Here is a 14,108-nt window from a genome sequence, read left to right as displayed (position 1 = left end):
ACTATACGATTTCCGCTAATATTAAATCAGCGTTTTCTTTTTCATATTCAAGATGAGCACCAGTAACAGACTGAACGAACTCGATATTATATGCGAACTTATTTAATTTCTTACGAACATCCTTTTCAGACGTAGCCTCTAAATATAAAACTTTTGTATTTTCACGTACTGGAACCTCAGTCAATTTTACTTGATAAAATACTTTAAAAATCATTTGGAAAACCTCTCCTTGTCTATGTTTTGCATTATCTGTTACTTATTATAAAGCAAACAGTCACGATTTTCATGTTTTTTCGAATGAGAATGAAGAAAAAGCCCGAAATGGGCACAATTTAAGCGATTGTCTTTTTACGGACTAGATCTTTTAAATAACGCTTGAGCTTTTTCTTCAGCTTCTTCAGCATGATTACTCCTTCCTTTCCTTATTTAAAACATGCATATTACTAGTGAAAACTCCGTCTCTGATATAAGAAAGAAGACAAAAGTGAATGTTGAATCTTGTCCTTTCTCATACAGGGAAAGTTATTCTATAGTAACGATTAGTAGCCGTTAGTTATAGGTATAGTATGAGAAAGAATAGAAAAGAAAATTCATACGAACAAGTATCCACATTTTTTACTAACATATATATGCAGGTTTCATAAATAAGGTCAGAAAGTGAACGCTTTCTTCACAGATGTTTAATATGTTATACTTTTTTTTAGAATTTGAAAAGCGATAATCAAAATAGGAATATAGAGTAACAGAAAGGATTTTGACAAATGAATGATAAAATTGTCTTTTTTGATATTGATGGAACATTATTAGATCATGATAAGAAGATTCCGCAATCTACACGAGATGCAGTAAGACATTTACAAGAGAAAGGTGTGCATGTAGCAATTGCGACAGGACGTGCGCCATTTATGTTTGAAGATATTCGTGAGGAACTCAATATACATAATTATGTTAGCTTTAATGGACAGTACGTTGTATTTGAAGATGAGGTAATATTTAATAACCCGTTACATCCAGCTGCCTTACATAAGTTTACTCAGTTTGCAAAACAAGAAGAGTATCCACTTGTATATCTTGATCATCAAGAAATGAGAGCATCAGTGGAATATCATGATTATGTGAAAGAAGGTTTTGGAAGCTTAAATTTTGAGCATCCGGCATATGAACCTGATTTCTATGAGAAACGTAATATTTATCAAACACTTCTTTTCTGTGAAGTGAATGAAGAAGAAAAGTTTATTAATCATTACCCAGACTTTCATTTTATTCGCTGGCATGCATATTCCATGGATATTATTCCGAATGGTGGTTCGAAGGCAAAAGGAATTGAGAAATTCATTGAAAAATTAGGATTTAACCGTGAACAAGTGTATGCATTTGGAGATGGTTTAAATGATTTAGAAATGATCGAAGCAGTTGGGACAGGTATTGTGATGGGTAATGGTCATGAAGACTTGAAAAAACTTGCAAATCACGTGACAAAGGATGTTAGTGAAGACGGCATATATCATGGATTAAAATGGGCTGGATTGCTATAAGTGAATATGGAACCCATTTCATATAAAAAAGGCGGAAGATTAACTTCCGCCTTTTTTATTATCGCTCTAAAGGTTTTGAATCGTCAGGAGCAGCAAATGGATTTTCTTTATTAATGTGGTCATAGAACATAACACCATTTAAATGGTCAATTTCATGCTGAAATACGATTGCTGGTAAACCTTTTAAACGCAATTTTACTTCTTCGCCGTTGATAGATGTTGCTTTCACTGTAATTCTTGTGTAACGAGGGACATAACCAGGTACTTCACGGTCTACTGATAGACAGCCTTCACCACTTTGTAAATATGTACGCTCAACAGAATGACTAATGATTTTTGGATTGAATAATGCATGACTATATAACGTACCGTCTGTATCTGTTACATGAACCGCAATCATTTTCTTTGAAATACCGATTTGCGGAGCCGCTAATCCGATTCCAGGGCGTAAATTATATTTTTCAGCCATTTCAGGATCTTGGCTATTTATTACAAATTCAATCATTTCTTTAAGTGTATTTGTATCTTCTTCGCTCGCTGGTATTACTACCTCTTCTGCAACATTTCGCAAAATAGGATCTCCTTCGCGAATTACATCTTTCATTGTAAGCATATGTAATCTCTCCTTTCCCTTTTAGTCTACCAAAGGAGCCGAAAAAAGTCATCGACAAGTAGGGAGAAGCGCTTTGGAAAGAGTTCTATTGTATGTAATAAAAAGAAACAGACGGCAAAGCCGTCTGTTTCTTTCCATAGTTGTTTCATTTTACATTAGCGAATGCAAGCAGCACCAACGATAATTAAAAGAATAAACAACACAACGATTAAGGCGAAGCCGCGTCCAGACCCGCCACAAGAACCGCCATAACCGTAGGAAGGATATGAACAAGTTGGATAGCAATATGAGTATCCGTACATGAGATGACCTCCTTTATCATTTCCCGCTAATACTGCGGTTACTATAATGTATGGAGGAAAGAGTAGAAATGTATGGGTAATTACCTATAAAAGGAAGAAGAGTTTGTATATTTTTGCTAAGAAGAGAGAAAAACTAAAGAGAATTAAATCGTTTACATATTATTCTAAGAGAAAAAATAAGTTGAAAAGGGAATAATATAACAGTAGGTTAATGCTTACTAATACAGATGTGAAAAATAAAAACACGTTTGTGTAGAAGAAACCTGCAGATTATTTATAAAAAAACGTAACCAAAGTAATTGACATCGTAATTAGAATAGTTGTAAACTAAAAAACGTGATCAAGATTGTATTAATATGTTTCTGAAAAAACATTAGTACAGATTGTTAGGTACACAAAATTATTCTCAACCGACAAATAAATTTGTTGGTTTACATTGTTGCGTTTTCAGTCTAGCCAATAGATAGTGAAAGCGTTTCAGAATATGGTTCAAGAGAGGAAGAGGTGAACGGAATGGGTACTAAAACAAAAAAGACCCTATTTAATGTTGATGAGCAAATGAAAGCTATCGCAGCTCAATTTGAAACATTACAAATTTTAAATGAAAAAGGCGAAGTTGTGAATGAAGCGGCTATGCCTGAATTATCTGATGATCAATTAAAAGAATTAATGCGCCGTATGGTGTATACTCGCGTACTAGATCAACGTTCTATTTCTTTAAACCGTCAAGGACGTTTAGGTTTCTACGCACCAACAGCTGGACAAGAGGCTTCTCAATTAGCAAGTCATTTCGCACTTGAAGCAGAAGATTTCATCTTACCAGGATATCGTGATGTGCCACAATTAGTATGGCACGGTTTACCATTATACCAAGCATTCTTATTCTCTCGTGGACATTTCATGGGTAACCAAATGCCTGAGAATGTAAATGCACTTGCTCCACAAATCATCATCGGTGCGCAAATCATCCAAACTGCTGGTGTTGCGTTAGGTATGAAACTACGTGGTAAAAAATCTGTTGCAATTACTTACACTGGTGACGGTGGTGCTTCACAAGGTGACTTCTACGAAGGTATGAACTTTGCGGGTGCATTCAAGGCTCCAGCAATCTTCGTTGTACAAAACAACCGTTATGCAATCTCTACTCCAGTAGAAAAGCAATCTGCAGCTAAAACTGTAGCACAAAAAGCAGTAGCAGCAGGTATTTACGGAATTCAAGTAGACGGTATGGATCCATTAGCTGTATACGCAGCAACTGCTTTCGCTCGTGAGCGTGCAGTAAACGGAGAAGGCCCTACTTTAATCGAGACTTTAACATTCCGTTACGGTCCACATACAATGGCTGGTGATGACCCAACTCGTTACCGTACAAAAGATATCGAGAACGAATGGGAACAAAAAGATCCAATCGTACGCTTCCGTGCATTCTTAGAAAACAAAGGCCTATGGTCTCAAGAAGTTGAAGAGAAAGTAATCGAAGAAGCAAAAGAAGATATCAAACAAGCAATTGCTAAGGCTGACCAAGCTCCAAAACAAAAAGTTACTGATTTAATGGAAATCATGTACGAAAAAATGCCTTACAACTTAGCTGAACAATATGAAATTTACAAAGAAAAGGAGTCGAAGTAAGCCATGGCTCAAATGACAATGATTCAAGCAATCACTGATGCTTTACGCGTTGAAATGAAAAATGACCCTAACGTACTTGTGTTTGGTGAAGACGTTGGTGTAAACGGCGGTGTATTCCGTGCTACTGAAGGTTTACAAGCTGAATTCGGTGAAGATCGTGTAATGGATACTCCACTTGCAGAGTCTGGTATTGGTGGACTTGCAGTTGGACTTGCATTAGAAGGCTTCCGTCCAGTTCCAGAAATCCAATTCTTCGGTTTCATTTATGAAGTAATGGATTCAGTTTCTGGTCAATTAGCTCGTATGCGTTACCGTTCTGGTGGACGTTGGACTGCTCCAGTAACAATTCGTTCTCCATTCGGTGGCGGTGTTCATACTCCTGAACTACATGCTGATAGCTTAGAAGGATTAGTGGCTCAACAACCTGGTCTAAAAGTTGTTATTCCATCTACTCCATACGATGCAAAAGGTCTTTTAATCTCTGCGATTCGTGACAACGATCCAGTTATCTACTTAGAGCATATGAAATTGTACCGTTCATTCCGTCAAGATGTACCAGAAGGCGATTACACAATTGATTTAGGTAAAGCTGATATCAAACGTGAAGGTACAGATGTATCTGTTATCGCTTACGGTGCTATGGTTCATGCTGCATTAAAAGCTGCTGAAGAACTTGAAAAAGAAGGTATCTCTTTAGAGGTAGTTGACTTACGTACAGTTCAACCATTAGATATCGAGACAATCATCGCTTCTGTTGAAAAAACAGGCCGCGTAGTTGTAGTTCAAGAAGCACAAAAACAAGCTGGTATTGCAGCTAACGTTGTAGCGGAAATTAACGACCGTGCAATCTTAAACTTAGAAGCTCCAGTTGTACGTGTTGCAGCTGCTGATACAGTATTCCCATTCTCTCAAGCTGAGAGCGTATGGTTACCAAACCATAAAGATATTGTTGAAGCTGTTAACAAAGTAATGAACTTCTAATTTTTAGCTTTTCATGTGCAAAAGAAATCAGCACATGCTGGTTTCTTTTGTACATATTCCATAATAATGAAATGAATCAGGGGGCTGAATTCCGTGGCATTTGAATTTAAACTACCAGATATCGGTGAAGGTATCCACGAAGGTGAAATCGTAAAATGGTTTATTAAACCAGGCGATGAAGTAAACGAAGACGATGTACTTCTTGAAGTACAAAATGATAAAGCAGTAGTAGAAATCCCTTCTCCTGTTAAAGGTAAAGTACTTGAAGTACTTGTAGAAGAAGGAACAGTTGCAATTGTAGGAGATACATTAATTAAATTTGATGCTCCTGGATATGAAAACCTTAAATTTAAAGGTGACGATCATGATGCAGCTCCAAAAGCTGAAGAAGCAGCAGTAGAAGCTCCAGCAGCGGAAGCTACTCCAGCAGCAACTGCAGAAGTAGTAAATGAGCGCGTAATCGCTATGCCATCTGTTCGTAAATATGCTCGTGAGAACGGCGTAGACATTCATAAAGTAGCTGGTTCTGGTAAGAACGGCCGTATCGTAAAAGCTGACATCGATGCATTTGCAAATGGTGGACAAGCAGTAGCAGCAACTGAGGCTCCAGCAGCAGTAGAAGCTACTCCAGCAGCAGCGAAAGAAGAAGCACCAAAAGCACAACCAATCCCAGCTGGTGAATATCCAGAAACTCGTGAGAAAATGAGTGGTATCCGTAAAGCGATTGCTAAAGCAATGGTTAACTCTAAGCATACAGCTCCTCACGTAACATTAATGGATGAAGTAGATGTAACAGAACTTGTTGCTCACCGTAAGAAGTTCAAAGCTGTTGCAGCTGACAAAGGTATTAAATTAACTTACCTTCCATACGTTGTTAAAGCTTTAACATCTGCATTACGTGAATACCCAATGTTAAACACTTCTTTAGATGATGCTTCTCAAGAAGTAGTTCATAAACATTACTTCAACATCGGTATCGCAGCTGATACAGACAAAGGTCTATTAGTACCAGTTGTTAAAGATACAGATCGCAAGTCTATCTTCACTATTTCTAACGAGATCAATGATCTTGCTGGTAAAGCACGTGATGGTCGTTTAGCTCCGGCTGAAATGAAAGGTGCTTCTTGCACAATCACAAACATTGGTTCTGCAGGTGGACAATGGTTCACTCCAGTTATCAATCACCCAGAAGTAGCAATCCTTGGTATCGGCCGTATCGCTGAGAAGCCAGTTGTGAAAAACGGTGAAATCGTTGCAGCTCCAGTATTAGCATTATCTCTAAGCTTTGACCATCGTTTAATTGACGGCGCAACTGCTCAAAAAGCATTAAACCAAATTAAACGTCTATTGAATGACCCACAATTATTAGTAATGGAGGCGTAATAACAATGGTAGTAGGAGATTTCCCAATTGAATTAGATACAGTCGTTGTTGGTGCAGGTCCTGGTGGATACGTTGCGGCAATTCGTGCAGCACAATTAGGTCAAAAGGTAGCAATTATCGAAAAAGCTAACCTTGGTGGCGTATGCTTAAACGTTGGATGTATTCCTTCAAAAGCGTTAATCAATGCAGGTCATCGTTATGAGAATGCAATGCATTCTGATGACATGGGTATCACTGCAGAGAACGTAAAAGTTGACTTTACAAAAGTTCAAGAATGGAAAAACGGCGTAGTTAAGAAATTAACTGGCGGTGTTGAAGGCCTTCTTAAAGGTAACAAAGTTGAAATCATTCGCGGTGAAGCTTACTTCGTAGATGCTAACACATTACGCGTAATGACTGAAGATGCAGCACAAACGTATACGTTTAAAAATGCTGTTCTTGCAACTGGTTCTACACCAATCGAAATTCCAGGATTCAAATACTCTAAACGTGTTATCAACTCTACAGGTGCTTTAAGCTTACCTGAAATTCCTAAAAAACTTGTTGTAATCGGCGGCGGTTACATCGGTATGGAATTAGGAACTGCATATGCTAACTTCGGTACAGAAGTTACTGTAGTAGAAGCTGGCGACGAAATCTTAGCTGGTTTCGAAAAAGCTATGAGCTCTGTTGTTAAACGTGCTCTTCAAAAGAAAGGTAACGTAAATATCCATACAAAAGCTATGGCTAAAGGCGTTGAAGAAACAGAAACTGGCGTAAAAGTTAGCTTCGAAGTTAAAGGTGAAATCCAAACTGTAGAAGCAGATTACGTATTAGTAACTGTAGGTCGTCGTCCAAACACTCAAGAAATTGGTCTTGAGCAAGTTGGAGTTAAAATGACTGACCGCGGCATCATCGAAATTGATGAGCAATGTCGTACAAACGTATCAAACATCTATGCAATCGGTGATATCGTTCCTGGACCACCATTAGCTCACAAAGCTTCTTACGAAGGTAAAGTAGCTGTTGAAGCAATTAGTGGCCATGCATCAGCAATCGATTACATCGGAATTCCTGCAGTATGCTTCACTGATCCTGAATTAGCATCTGTTGGTTACACTAAGAAACAAGCTGAAGAAGCAGGAATGACAGTAGCTGTATCTAAGTTCCCATTCGCTGCTAACGGTCGTGCATTATCATTAAACAGCACTGACGGTTTCCTACAACTTGTAACACGTAAAGAAGATGGTCTTCTTGTAGGTGCTCAAGTTGCAGGTGCAGGCGCTTCTGATATTATCTCTGAGATTGGTTTAGCTATCGAAGCTGGAATGACAGCAGAAGATATCGCTCAAACAATCCATGCTCACCCAACATTAGGTGAGATCACAATGGAAGCAGCTGAAGTTGCTCTTGGAATGCCAATTCACATTGTAAAATAATTATAAAAAAACGTCTTCTAAATTTAGAAGACGTTTTTTTTATTCTTTATTTTCAAATTGATACATTTTTTATTTGTACTAGTGTCATTATAAAGGAATAACACGATATCAGCATTTAGTTTTTCAAGTTCTTGTTTTACATTTTTGCTTGCCGCAAATCGTGGATCAATAAATGTTGTTTGTTCAAACTCTTGTGCAAATAAAGGATAAGTTGCATCTGCATAAGAATCTTTAATAATGACAGCATGTAGTTTGGTTTTTGCATCTGGATTTAAAATATTTATCTGTGCATAGTCTGTTTTGTAAACGGAACTATAGTCTGGTGAAAGCTTATTTTTGTCCACTGCAAAGAATTCCTTCATCGATTCTTCTGATTTTGGACCGAGATATACAGTTTAATTATCCCACATATTTGGGTTTTGCTTTAATTGTACATATGGGATTGTTTCAGGTGTTTCTATTAAATTATACAGTTGTTTATTCCAACTACCGATAAATTGTCCATTCGGTTTTTCTATAGTTATTTTATAATCATCTCGATTAACAGCATTACCTTTAAATGTTTTAGATTCATTAGCAATGTGCTTCATTGTTTGCTCGTATGCATAAAATGCACCTTTCATATTCCAATGATGATCGGTCTTAAAGTATAGATCTTCTAATTGTTCATGGGTAAATTCCTTTAGTGAAATTTTTCATAGTTAGCCCTCCTTTAGAAGCGGAAGTAAATAAATGGATTGTAAGTTGCATTCGTTAAATACATCATAGTTATGATTAAGACACTCAAGTAATAAAGTGGAGATAAAATGACTACCTTTTTATTTGCTAATTGATTCTTGATCCAAGAGAAAAATGGAGCGGATATAATAATAGCAAGTATTAAAGGTTCCCCGATAATTCATCACATAGAAATAACTCGTAATGTCAGTCAACGATCTATTTAATCCGAACATTTTTCCTACTCCGATTGCCATATCACTGTAACCTGAAAAATCGAAAAAAATTTGTAATGTGTAAGCGATCGCACCAATCCAAGCGGTAGATACGCTCATTGTTGCTGGATCCATCGTAAATATTTCATCGGTAATAGCTCCTAATTGATTCGCAATTAAAACCTTCTTTCCTAATCCAATGATAAAATGACGAATTCCTTCTGAAAACTTATCAGCAGTAACTGTTCTAACATGTAATTGAAAAGCGATTGTATTATATCGAACAATGGGTCCTGCTACTAATTGTGGGAAAATAGTAAAGTATAGTACGAGGTCAAATAGATTTCGCTGAGCTTCTACTTTTTTCTTATAAATGTCAATAATATAACTCATTGCATGGAAAGTGAAAAATGAAATCCAAATTGTAAGGGGATTTTTTCTAGTACAATGTTTGTATGAAAAATGCCATTTATATTATCTACTAAGAAATTAGCGTATTTAAAATATCCGCGTATAGCAGTATTGACAACGATTGCTATAGTAAGAATAACTTTTCTATTTGTACTAGACAGTCGGTCTTTATTAAGCCATATTTCGAACCAATAGTTGATAAAAATAGAAAAAAGCATTAGGAAGACATATATTGGTTCTCCCCAAGCATAAAATAATAAACTAAATAATAGAAGAACTATGTTTTGTAATTCTTTCCGTACTGAGTAGTACACGAAAAGAATTGCAGGTAAAAAAAGGAATAAGAAAAACAAATTGCTAAATACCATGTATCATTAAAACCTTTCTATCTTTTCTCTTTAAGGAGTATGCCATGCGATGAATGAATAATCTATCTTATAGGAGATATGAGAGAATGTATTGTTAAAAACGAGGAATATTCGCATTAGAATAGTTGGAGAATTTGAAAAAGAAAAACATAACGATGAATTAGATGGGATTTGGAAAAGTCTACCTTCAAAATGTTAAGAGGGAAGAGTTGAAGCATATAATAGGAAGAAAAAGGAGGTAACGCTATGAAAATTACACTAGCTTCATTTTTTCATCTAGTTTTATGGAGTGGATTTTCAGTAGTGTTATTATTGTCAAGTCGTGATAAACTTCATTATAAAATTTTTCTTTTTCTGATATTTTTGTACTTAGCGTATGTAATAGCGTATGTCATACTAAGTGCAAGGAGAAAAGCGATGCTTCTTACTTGCACAAATAGTATGATCTTTCTAATTATTTATTTTTGTTTTTAAATTAACGTTTATAGAAATACATTGTTCTTCCATTAAATAATTGTAATTCTCCTTCTAATTTCTTCGCTAGAAAACGGCAAAATTCATTTGCTTTTCCTTTATCACCGAATGTTGCATTAGGTGGTAAAGAAATCTGAATAAAAGATTGTTCCTTTTCTATACCAACACCAACATATATGGAGTCATATCGATCGTGAGTAGCTTGTAGTTTGAATGTTGTTGCTGATGTATCTATAATTTCATAAGGAAAAGCGGTATTTGTATAAGCGTAATTAATTTGAACACCAGTTTTGGAAGTAACTGTTTTATAGTACTGAAAAAGTTGTTTTATATCATCTGTTGAAACAGTTTGTTGATTGGATTTAGGTACAAGCGTAATAAAGGCATGTTGCATATAAGTTCCTCCTAACTTAGTAGAATACTATCATTCTACATCATACTGAATTTTTTGACAATTAAAAGGAGTATTCCTTTTTTTGTTTAATATACTAATGAAAGGTGATGTAGAAAGGTGGAAACCGATGTTTGAAAAATTGTATGATGAGCATGAAAGTGTGAAGGTACGATTTTTGGGGTTTATGACATATGATACTCGTTATGATTTTGGTGTTATTTATACAAATATGTTTTTTGGAAAGCCGCTCATTGTTTGTATGCAAACAGGAAGGTCTACTTTAATTGGAAGAGATGATGTAGAGAATGTGCAACATATACAGGAAGTTTTTAAATTAGGGTCAGAAGAGGAAGCGGCAGAGTTAGCTCAGTTTTTTAAATTTTTAGTCCCATCTACTTCTTTGCATGCGGAATATGAAGAATAATTAATGTAAAACAGTCGTACGTATAAATATGGCTGTTTTTTTGTTTGAATATCGCATACTAATTTAAATTAAAAATATTTAATGTGTTATACTAAAAACCTATTGACGTAAAAAGTATAACATATTAAAATAAAGACAGAAAGTTAAGCGGTTACAAAAGTTTTTGGGATTATAAACTTAGGGGGAAATGAAAAATGGGAACGATCGTATGTCAAGATTGTGAAGGTACAATTGCACACTTCGAGGATGAGAAAGTAACGGTACTTTACGGGAAATGTGGATCTTGCGGATGTGATCACACAGAGCATACAAAAGCCCAATAATTGATAGGAAATGGACAGCTAAAAGTTTTTAGGACCATAAACTTAGGGGGAAATGAAAAATGGGAACAATCGTATGCCAAGTATGTGAAGGAACAATCGGACATTTTGAAGATGAAAAAACGACAGTGCTTTACGGAAAATGTGGTACAAATTGTGACTGTGCTAATAGAGACAAGGCGAAAGCTTAATTATAAATAAGTAGATTATTATTAAAACTCAGGGGGAAATGAAAAATGGGAACAATCGTATGCCAAGTATGTGAAGGAACAATCGGACATTTTGAAGATGAAAAATCAACAGTACTATACGGAAAATGTGGATCTCATTGCGACTGTGACCATAAAGAACATACAAAAGCTTAAATAAGAAGAAGCGCCTACATATGTAGGCGCTTTTTTTAATAAATTGTAGTTGTATGGCCAACTGTTGCAACGATTGCATCATCTCTAATTGGAATAAATCCTATCGATGTCTGTGGAGTGCTAGGAGAGCCGTAGTGGCTCATGAGACGGCTATCAATACGGGTAATAGTATCGGTCAAGAAAGCTGAAATAAAAGCGTAAGGGACTCGTCGTTCATTTAATGAGTATATAATTTCCTCTTTTGTTTTTACACCTACGCCATGTCCGTAAAAAAAGAAATTTCCTAGATAGATTGTATTTTCTCCTTGCCACTCGATCGTAGCTGGATTCACTTGTGGATTTTTAAAATAAACGAGATCACCTGGAACAAGATCGCCACCCGTTTTTGTTATGAGCTTTAAATCTTGATCGTAGTCCCACGTATAAAGTAAAAGGTTTGCAAAGAGACGGTTGAAAGTTTCTTCCTCATATAATGATAGTAAAGCTTTGTAAAAAATAATGATCATAGCGGTGGCGCATTCAGTTCCATATAGTTTTCCGTTTTTGAAAATATCTTGTATGGCAATGGAAGGGGGTATGTTTGGTAGTAGCTCGAATCCTCCAAGTGGTGTTCTTTTCCAATACTGGGGGTTGCAAAAGGATTGTTGAAATGTGCGAAACTGAAATCCACTTTGAAAAAGTTCTAATGCAGAAGTAATAATATTCACTCGCAAATTTAGATCAAAGCTGAGTTCATCAGATGTTCGGAAGGAATAAATTTCTTGATTTCCTGCCATTATTGATAAAATTTGTTGTTTCTCAGCTGCAAATGGCTCATATTCATTTGTGATATAAGGATGTACAATAGAACGGCCTATTACAATCATAATAGTATCCCCACCTATACGTTACATTACTTAATATCGTATGGGAAAAGAGAAAAAAGGTGAAAGAAAAGCCTATCAACTGATAGGCTTGTACTCTTTAATCACACGTAATGTTTGTAATGTCATATCTTCAGGACCTTGTACAGGTAAACCCGCTTCTAAGTTTTTACGAATATACTCTAAGTTATCTTGTGTAATAATTTCCCCCGGAGTAAAGATTGGAATCCCTGGCGGATAAACCATAACGAAATCAGCTATAATACGACCTGCTGCATTTTCAAACGGAATGACTTCTGTTTCCGAATAAAAAGCATCTCGAGGAGAAAGTGCTAGCACTGGTATTTCTGGAATTTCTACTTGTATTTGAACACCTTTATCGGCTTTATTTCTAAATGTTGCTGCTAAATCTTGTAATGCTGCAATAAGTGTATTTGTCTCACTTTCTGTATCCCCAAAAGTGACAAGACATAGTATGTTGTATAAATCCGAGAGTTCTACTTCAATGTTATATTGCTCTCTAAGCCATACTTCAGCCTGATGGCCTGTAATACCTAAATCTTTTACAGATACAATTATCTTTGTAGGATCGTAGTTAAAAGTAGCATCTGTACCTAGCATTTCTTTCCCAGGACAGTAAAGATCCTCAACAGCATTAATAGCATCACGAACTTGTTCCGCTAACTGAATTGTTTGTTCTATGAGTGCTGTTCCTTCTGTAGCAAGACGTTTTCTAGCAACATCTAGGGATGCTAACAAGATGTAAGAAGTTGATGTAGTCGTAAGCATGCTAATAATAGATTGAACATGTTTAACGTTCACAAGGCCTTCCTTCACGTTAAGAATAGAACTTTGCGTTAAAGATCCTCCTAATTTGTGAACACTTGTTGCTGCCATATCTGCACCGGCTTGCATCGCTGACATCGGCAATTCATCGTGAAAATGAATATGAACACCATGAGCCTCATCAACTAGTACAGGGATATCATAAGAATGGGCTAATTGGACAATCTGTTCTAAGTCCGCAGCAAAGCCAAAGTATGTTGGATTAATAACAAGTAAGCCTTTCGCATCTGAATGCTCTTCAAGTGCCTTTTTGACAGATTGAATTGTGATTCCGTGTGAAATACCAAGTTTTGGATCGATTTCAGGATGCATGAAAATCGGTTTTGCACCTGAGAAAATAATAGCTGACATTACTGATTTATGCACGTTTCGTGGCACTAGGATTTTGTCACCAGGACCGCACACGCTCATCACCATTGTCATTATTGCACCACTTGTACCTTGAATAGAAAAGAAAGTATGATCTGCACCAAATGCAGCGGCTGCTAAATCTTGTGCTTCTTTAATCATACCTTTTGGATGATGTAAATCATCGAGCGGCGCAATATTAATTAAATCAATTGCTAATGCATTATGCCCAATAAATTCGCGAAATGTAGGATCCATGCCCTGTCCTTTTTTGTGACCAGGAATATGGAATTGAATTGGATTTCGCTTACTGTGCTCAACTAAAGCGGTAAACAATGGTGTTTCGTATTGGGACAATCTATACACCCCTTCTTTTTCATAATATTTATTAGAGTTTGTTTTATATAATCTTGTTCTAAAAAAGTTAAGTGCTTTTTAGAATGAGACTTGTTTTTCTGCCGATCACAAAAGCATTTTTGAGATGGTAGGTTCACTTTATTTT

Annotated in this window: 16 protein-coding genes and 2 pseudogenes; 10 read left to right on the top strand and 8 right to left on the bottom strand. The window is 36.2% G+C overall.

Features of this window, described 5'->3' with window-relative positions; genetic code table 11:
- Position 1 precedes the first annotated feature (1 nt).
- Complete coding sequence (locus tag ACLBWW_RS01430; RefSeq protein ID WP_048546139.1) at positions 2 to 214, bottom strand: DNA-dependent RNA polymerase subunit epsilon; 213 nt, start codon at positions 212 to 214, stop codon at positions 2 to 4.
- 547 nt (positions 215 to 761) lie between these two features.
- Here ACLBWW_RS01430 and ACLBWW_RS01425 point away from each other — a divergent pair.
- Complete coding sequence (locus tag ACLBWW_RS01425; RefSeq protein ID WP_048546137.1) at positions 762 to 1,535, top strand: Cof-type HAD-IIB family hydrolase; 774 nt, start codon at positions 762 to 764, stop codon at positions 1,533 to 1,535.
- A 58-nt stretch (positions 1,536 to 1,593) separates the two neighbouring features.
- Here ACLBWW_RS01425 and def read toward each other — a convergent pair whose 3' ends face one another.
- Both def and ACLBWW_RS01415 read right to left on the bottom strand, forming a co-directional pair.
- On the bottom strand, positions 1,594 to 2,148 hold the full coding sequence (def, locus tag ACLBWW_RS01420; protein ID WP_048546135.1) for a peptide deformylase: 555 nt from the start codon (positions 2,146 to 2,148) through the stop codon (positions 1,594 to 1,596).
- A gap of 155 nt (positions 2,149 to 2,303) precedes the next feature.
- Complete coding sequence (locus ACLBWW_RS01415) at positions 2,304 to 2,450, bottom strand: YjcZ family sporulation protein (RefSeq protein WP_000274562.1); 147 nt, start codon at positions 2,448 to 2,450, stop codon at positions 2,304 to 2,306.
- 513 nt (positions 2,451 to 2,963) lie between these two features.
- Between ACLBWW_RS01415 and pdhA the strand changes: the two genes are divergently transcribed.
- The 4 genes from pdhA (at position 2,964) to lpdA (ending at position 7,861) form a co-directional block, all read left to right on the top strand.
- A complete protein-coding gene (gene pdhA, locus ACLBWW_RS01410) occupies positions 2,964 to 4,079 on the top strand; it encodes a pyruvate dehydrogenase E1 component subunit alpha (RefSeq protein WP_000536893.1) in 1,116 nt (371 codons plus the stop codon).
- Positions 4,080 to 4,082: 3 nt separating this feature from the next.
- Positions 4,083 to 5,060, top strand: coding sequence for a pyruvate dehydrogenase complex E1 component subunit beta (gene pdhB / locus ACLBWW_RS01405; RefSeq protein ID WP_000068162.1), 978 nt, complete (start codon positions 4,083 to 4,085; stop codon positions 5,058 to 5,060).
- 93 nt (positions 5,061 to 5,153) lie between these two features.
- Positions 5,154 to 6,443: a pyruvate dehydrogenase complex dihydrolipoyllysine-residue acetyltransferase gene (gene pdhC, locus ACLBWW_RS01400; protein ID WP_000863412.1), complete on the top strand. Its 1,290-nt coding sequence runs from the start codon at positions 5,154 to 5,156 to the stop codon at positions 6,441 to 6,443.
- A gap of 5 nt (positions 6,444 to 6,448) precedes the next feature.
- Complete coding sequence (gene lpdA, locus ACLBWW_RS01395; RefSeq protein ID WP_000260106.1) at positions 6,449 to 7,861, top strand: dihydrolipoyl dehydrogenase; 1,413 nt, start codon at positions 6,449 to 6,451, stop codon at positions 7,859 to 7,861.
- 39 nt (positions 7,862 to 7,900) lie between these two features.
- Here the strand turns inward: lpdA and ACLBWW_RS01390 are convergent.
- Together ACLBWW_RS01390 and ACLBWW_RS01385 are read right to left on the bottom strand one after the other, a co-directional pair.
- A pseudogene (locus tag ACLBWW_RS01390) lies at positions 7,901 to 8,544 on the bottom strand (DHHW family protein); the annotation flags it as partial.
- 29 nt (positions 8,545 to 8,573) lie between these two features.
- Positions 8,574 to 9,572: pseudogene (locus tag ACLBWW_RS01385) on the bottom strand (MBOAT family O-acyltransferase).
- Between the two features lie 246 nt (positions 9,573 to 9,818).
- On the opposite strand from ACLBWW_RS01385, the gene ACLBWW_RS01380 reads away from it, so the two are divergent.
- The gene (locus ACLBWW_RS01380; protein ID WP_048546134.1) at positions 9,819 to 10,046 is read left to right on the top strand and encodes a hypothetical protein; all 228 of its coding nucleotides are present in this window, start codon (positions 9,819 to 9,821) and stop codon (positions 10,044 to 10,046) included.
- A 1-nt stretch (position 10,047) separates the two neighbouring features.
- Here the strand turns inward: ACLBWW_RS01380 and ACLBWW_RS01375 are convergent, their stop codons facing one another.
- Positions 10,048 to 10,440, bottom strand: coding sequence for a DUF1885 family protein (locus tag ACLBWW_RS01375; RefSeq protein WP_048546132.1), 393 nt, complete (start codon positions 10,438 to 10,440; stop codon positions 10,048 to 10,050).
- A gap of 127 nt (positions 10,441 to 10,567) precedes the next feature.
- Here ACLBWW_RS01375 and ACLBWW_RS01370 point away from each other — a divergent pair, with 127 nt between their 5' ends.
- The 4 genes from ACLBWW_RS01370 to ACLBWW_RS01355 all read left to right on the top strand — a co-directional run bounded on the left by ACLBWW_RS01370 (position 10,568) and on the right by ACLBWW_RS01355 (position 11,549).
- The gene (locus ACLBWW_RS01370; protein ID WP_447613935.1) at positions 10,568 to 10,864 is read left to right on the top strand and encodes a DUF3055 domain-containing protein; all 297 of its coding nucleotides are present in this window, start codon (positions 10,568 to 10,570) and stop codon (positions 10,862 to 10,864) included.
- A gap of 194 nt (positions 10,865 to 11,058) precedes the next feature.
- Positions 11,059 to 11,187: a GapA-binding peptide SR1P gene (locus tag ACLBWW_RS01365; RefSeq protein WP_000536778.1), complete on the top strand. Its 129-nt coding sequence runs from the start codon at positions 11,059 to 11,061 to the stop codon at positions 11,185 to 11,187.
- 59 nt (positions 11,188 to 11,246) lie between these two features.
- Positions 11,247 to 11,375 carry a GapA-binding peptide SR1P gene (locus ACLBWW_RS01360; protein WP_000536801.1) on the top strand — a complete coding sequence of 43 codons (129 nt, stop codon included), beginning with the start codon at positions 11,247 to 11,249 and terminating at the stop codon, positions 11,373 to 11,375.
- A gap of 45 nt (positions 11,376 to 11,420) precedes the next feature.
- The gene (locus ACLBWW_RS01355) at positions 11,421 to 11,549 is read left to right on the top strand and encodes a GapA-binding peptide SR1P (RefSeq protein WP_048546130.1); all 129 of its coding nucleotides are present in this window, start codon (positions 11,421 to 11,423) and stop codon (positions 11,547 to 11,549) included.
- Between the two features lie 35 nt (positions 11,550 to 11,584).
- On the opposite strand, the gene ACLBWW_RS01350 is transcribed toward ACLBWW_RS01355, so the two are convergent.
- Positions 11,585 to 12,415, bottom strand: coding sequence for a protein-glutamine gamma-glutamyltransferase (locus ACLBWW_RS01350; protein WP_048546127.1), 831 nt, complete (start codon positions 12,413 to 12,415; stop codon positions 11,585 to 11,587).
- A gap of 75 nt (positions 12,416 to 12,490) precedes the next feature.
- Complete coding sequence (gene speA / locus ACLBWW_RS01345; protein ID WP_000084901.1) at positions 12,491 to 13,963, bottom strand: arginine decarboxylase; 1,473 nt, start codon at positions 13,961 to 13,963, stop codon at positions 12,491 to 12,493.
- Between the last annotated feature and the right edge of the window lie 145 nt (positions 13,964 to 14,108).

Source organism: Bacillus sp. M5A3_1b (assembly GCF_053345335.1).
Note: the sequence above shows the minus strand (reverse complement) of the source record. Positions and strands in the feature narration are given on the sequence as shown.

Excerpts from the sequence above, each read along its gene's own strand:
- ACLBWW_RS01430 (WP_048546139.1), bottom strand. The coding sequence starts at position 214 with ATGATTTTTAAAGTATTTTATCAAGTAAAATTGACTGAGGTTCCAGTA.
- ACLBWW_RS01425 (WP_048546137.1), top strand. The coding sequence starts at position 762 with ATGAATGATAAAATTGTCTTTTTTGATATTGATGGAACATTATTAGAT.
- def (WP_048546135.1), bottom strand. The coding sequence starts at position 2,148 with ATGCTTACAATGAAAGATGTAATTCGCGAAGGAGATCCTATTTTGCGA.
- ACLBWW_RS01415 (WP_000274562.1), bottom strand. The coding sequence starts at position 2,450 with ATGTACGGATACTCATATTGCTATCCAACTTGTTCATATCCTTCCTAC.
- pdhA (WP_000536893.1), top strand. The coding sequence starts at position 2,964 with ATGGGTACTAAAACAAAAAAGACCCTATTTAATGTTGATGAGCAAATG.
- pdhB (WP_000068162.1), top strand. The coding sequence starts at position 4,083 with ATGGCTCAAATGACAATGATTCAAGCAATCACTGATGCTTTACGCGTT.
- lpdA (WP_000260106.1), top strand. The coding sequence starts at position 6,449 with ATGGTAGTAGGAGATTTCCCAATTGAATTAGATACAGTCGTTGTTGGT.
- ACLBWW_RS01380 (WP_048546134.1), top strand. The coding sequence starts at position 9,819 with ATGAAAATTACACTAGCTTCATTTTTTCATCTAGTTTTATGGAGTGGA.
- ACLBWW_RS01375 (WP_048546132.1), bottom strand. The coding sequence starts at position 10,440 with ATGCAACATGCCTTTATTACGCTTGTACCTAAATCCAATCAACAAACT.
- ACLBWW_RS01370 (WP_447613935.1), top strand. The coding sequence starts at position 10,568 with ATGTTTGAAAAATTGTATGATGAGCATGAAAGTGTGAAGGTACGATTT.
- ACLBWW_RS01365 (WP_000536778.1), top strand. The coding sequence starts at position 11,059 with ATGGGAACGATCGTATGTCAAGATTGTGAAGGTACAATTGCACACTTC.
- ACLBWW_RS01360 (WP_000536801.1), top strand. The coding sequence starts at position 11,247 with ATGGGAACAATCGTATGCCAAGTATGTGAAGGAACAATCGGACATTTT.
- ACLBWW_RS01355 (WP_048546130.1), top strand. The coding sequence starts at position 11,421 with ATGGGAACAATCGTATGCCAAGTATGTGAAGGAACAATCGGACATTTT.
- ACLBWW_RS01350 (WP_048546127.1), bottom strand. The coding sequence starts at position 12,415 with ATGATTGTAATAGGCCGTTCTATTGTACATCCTTATATCACAAATGAA.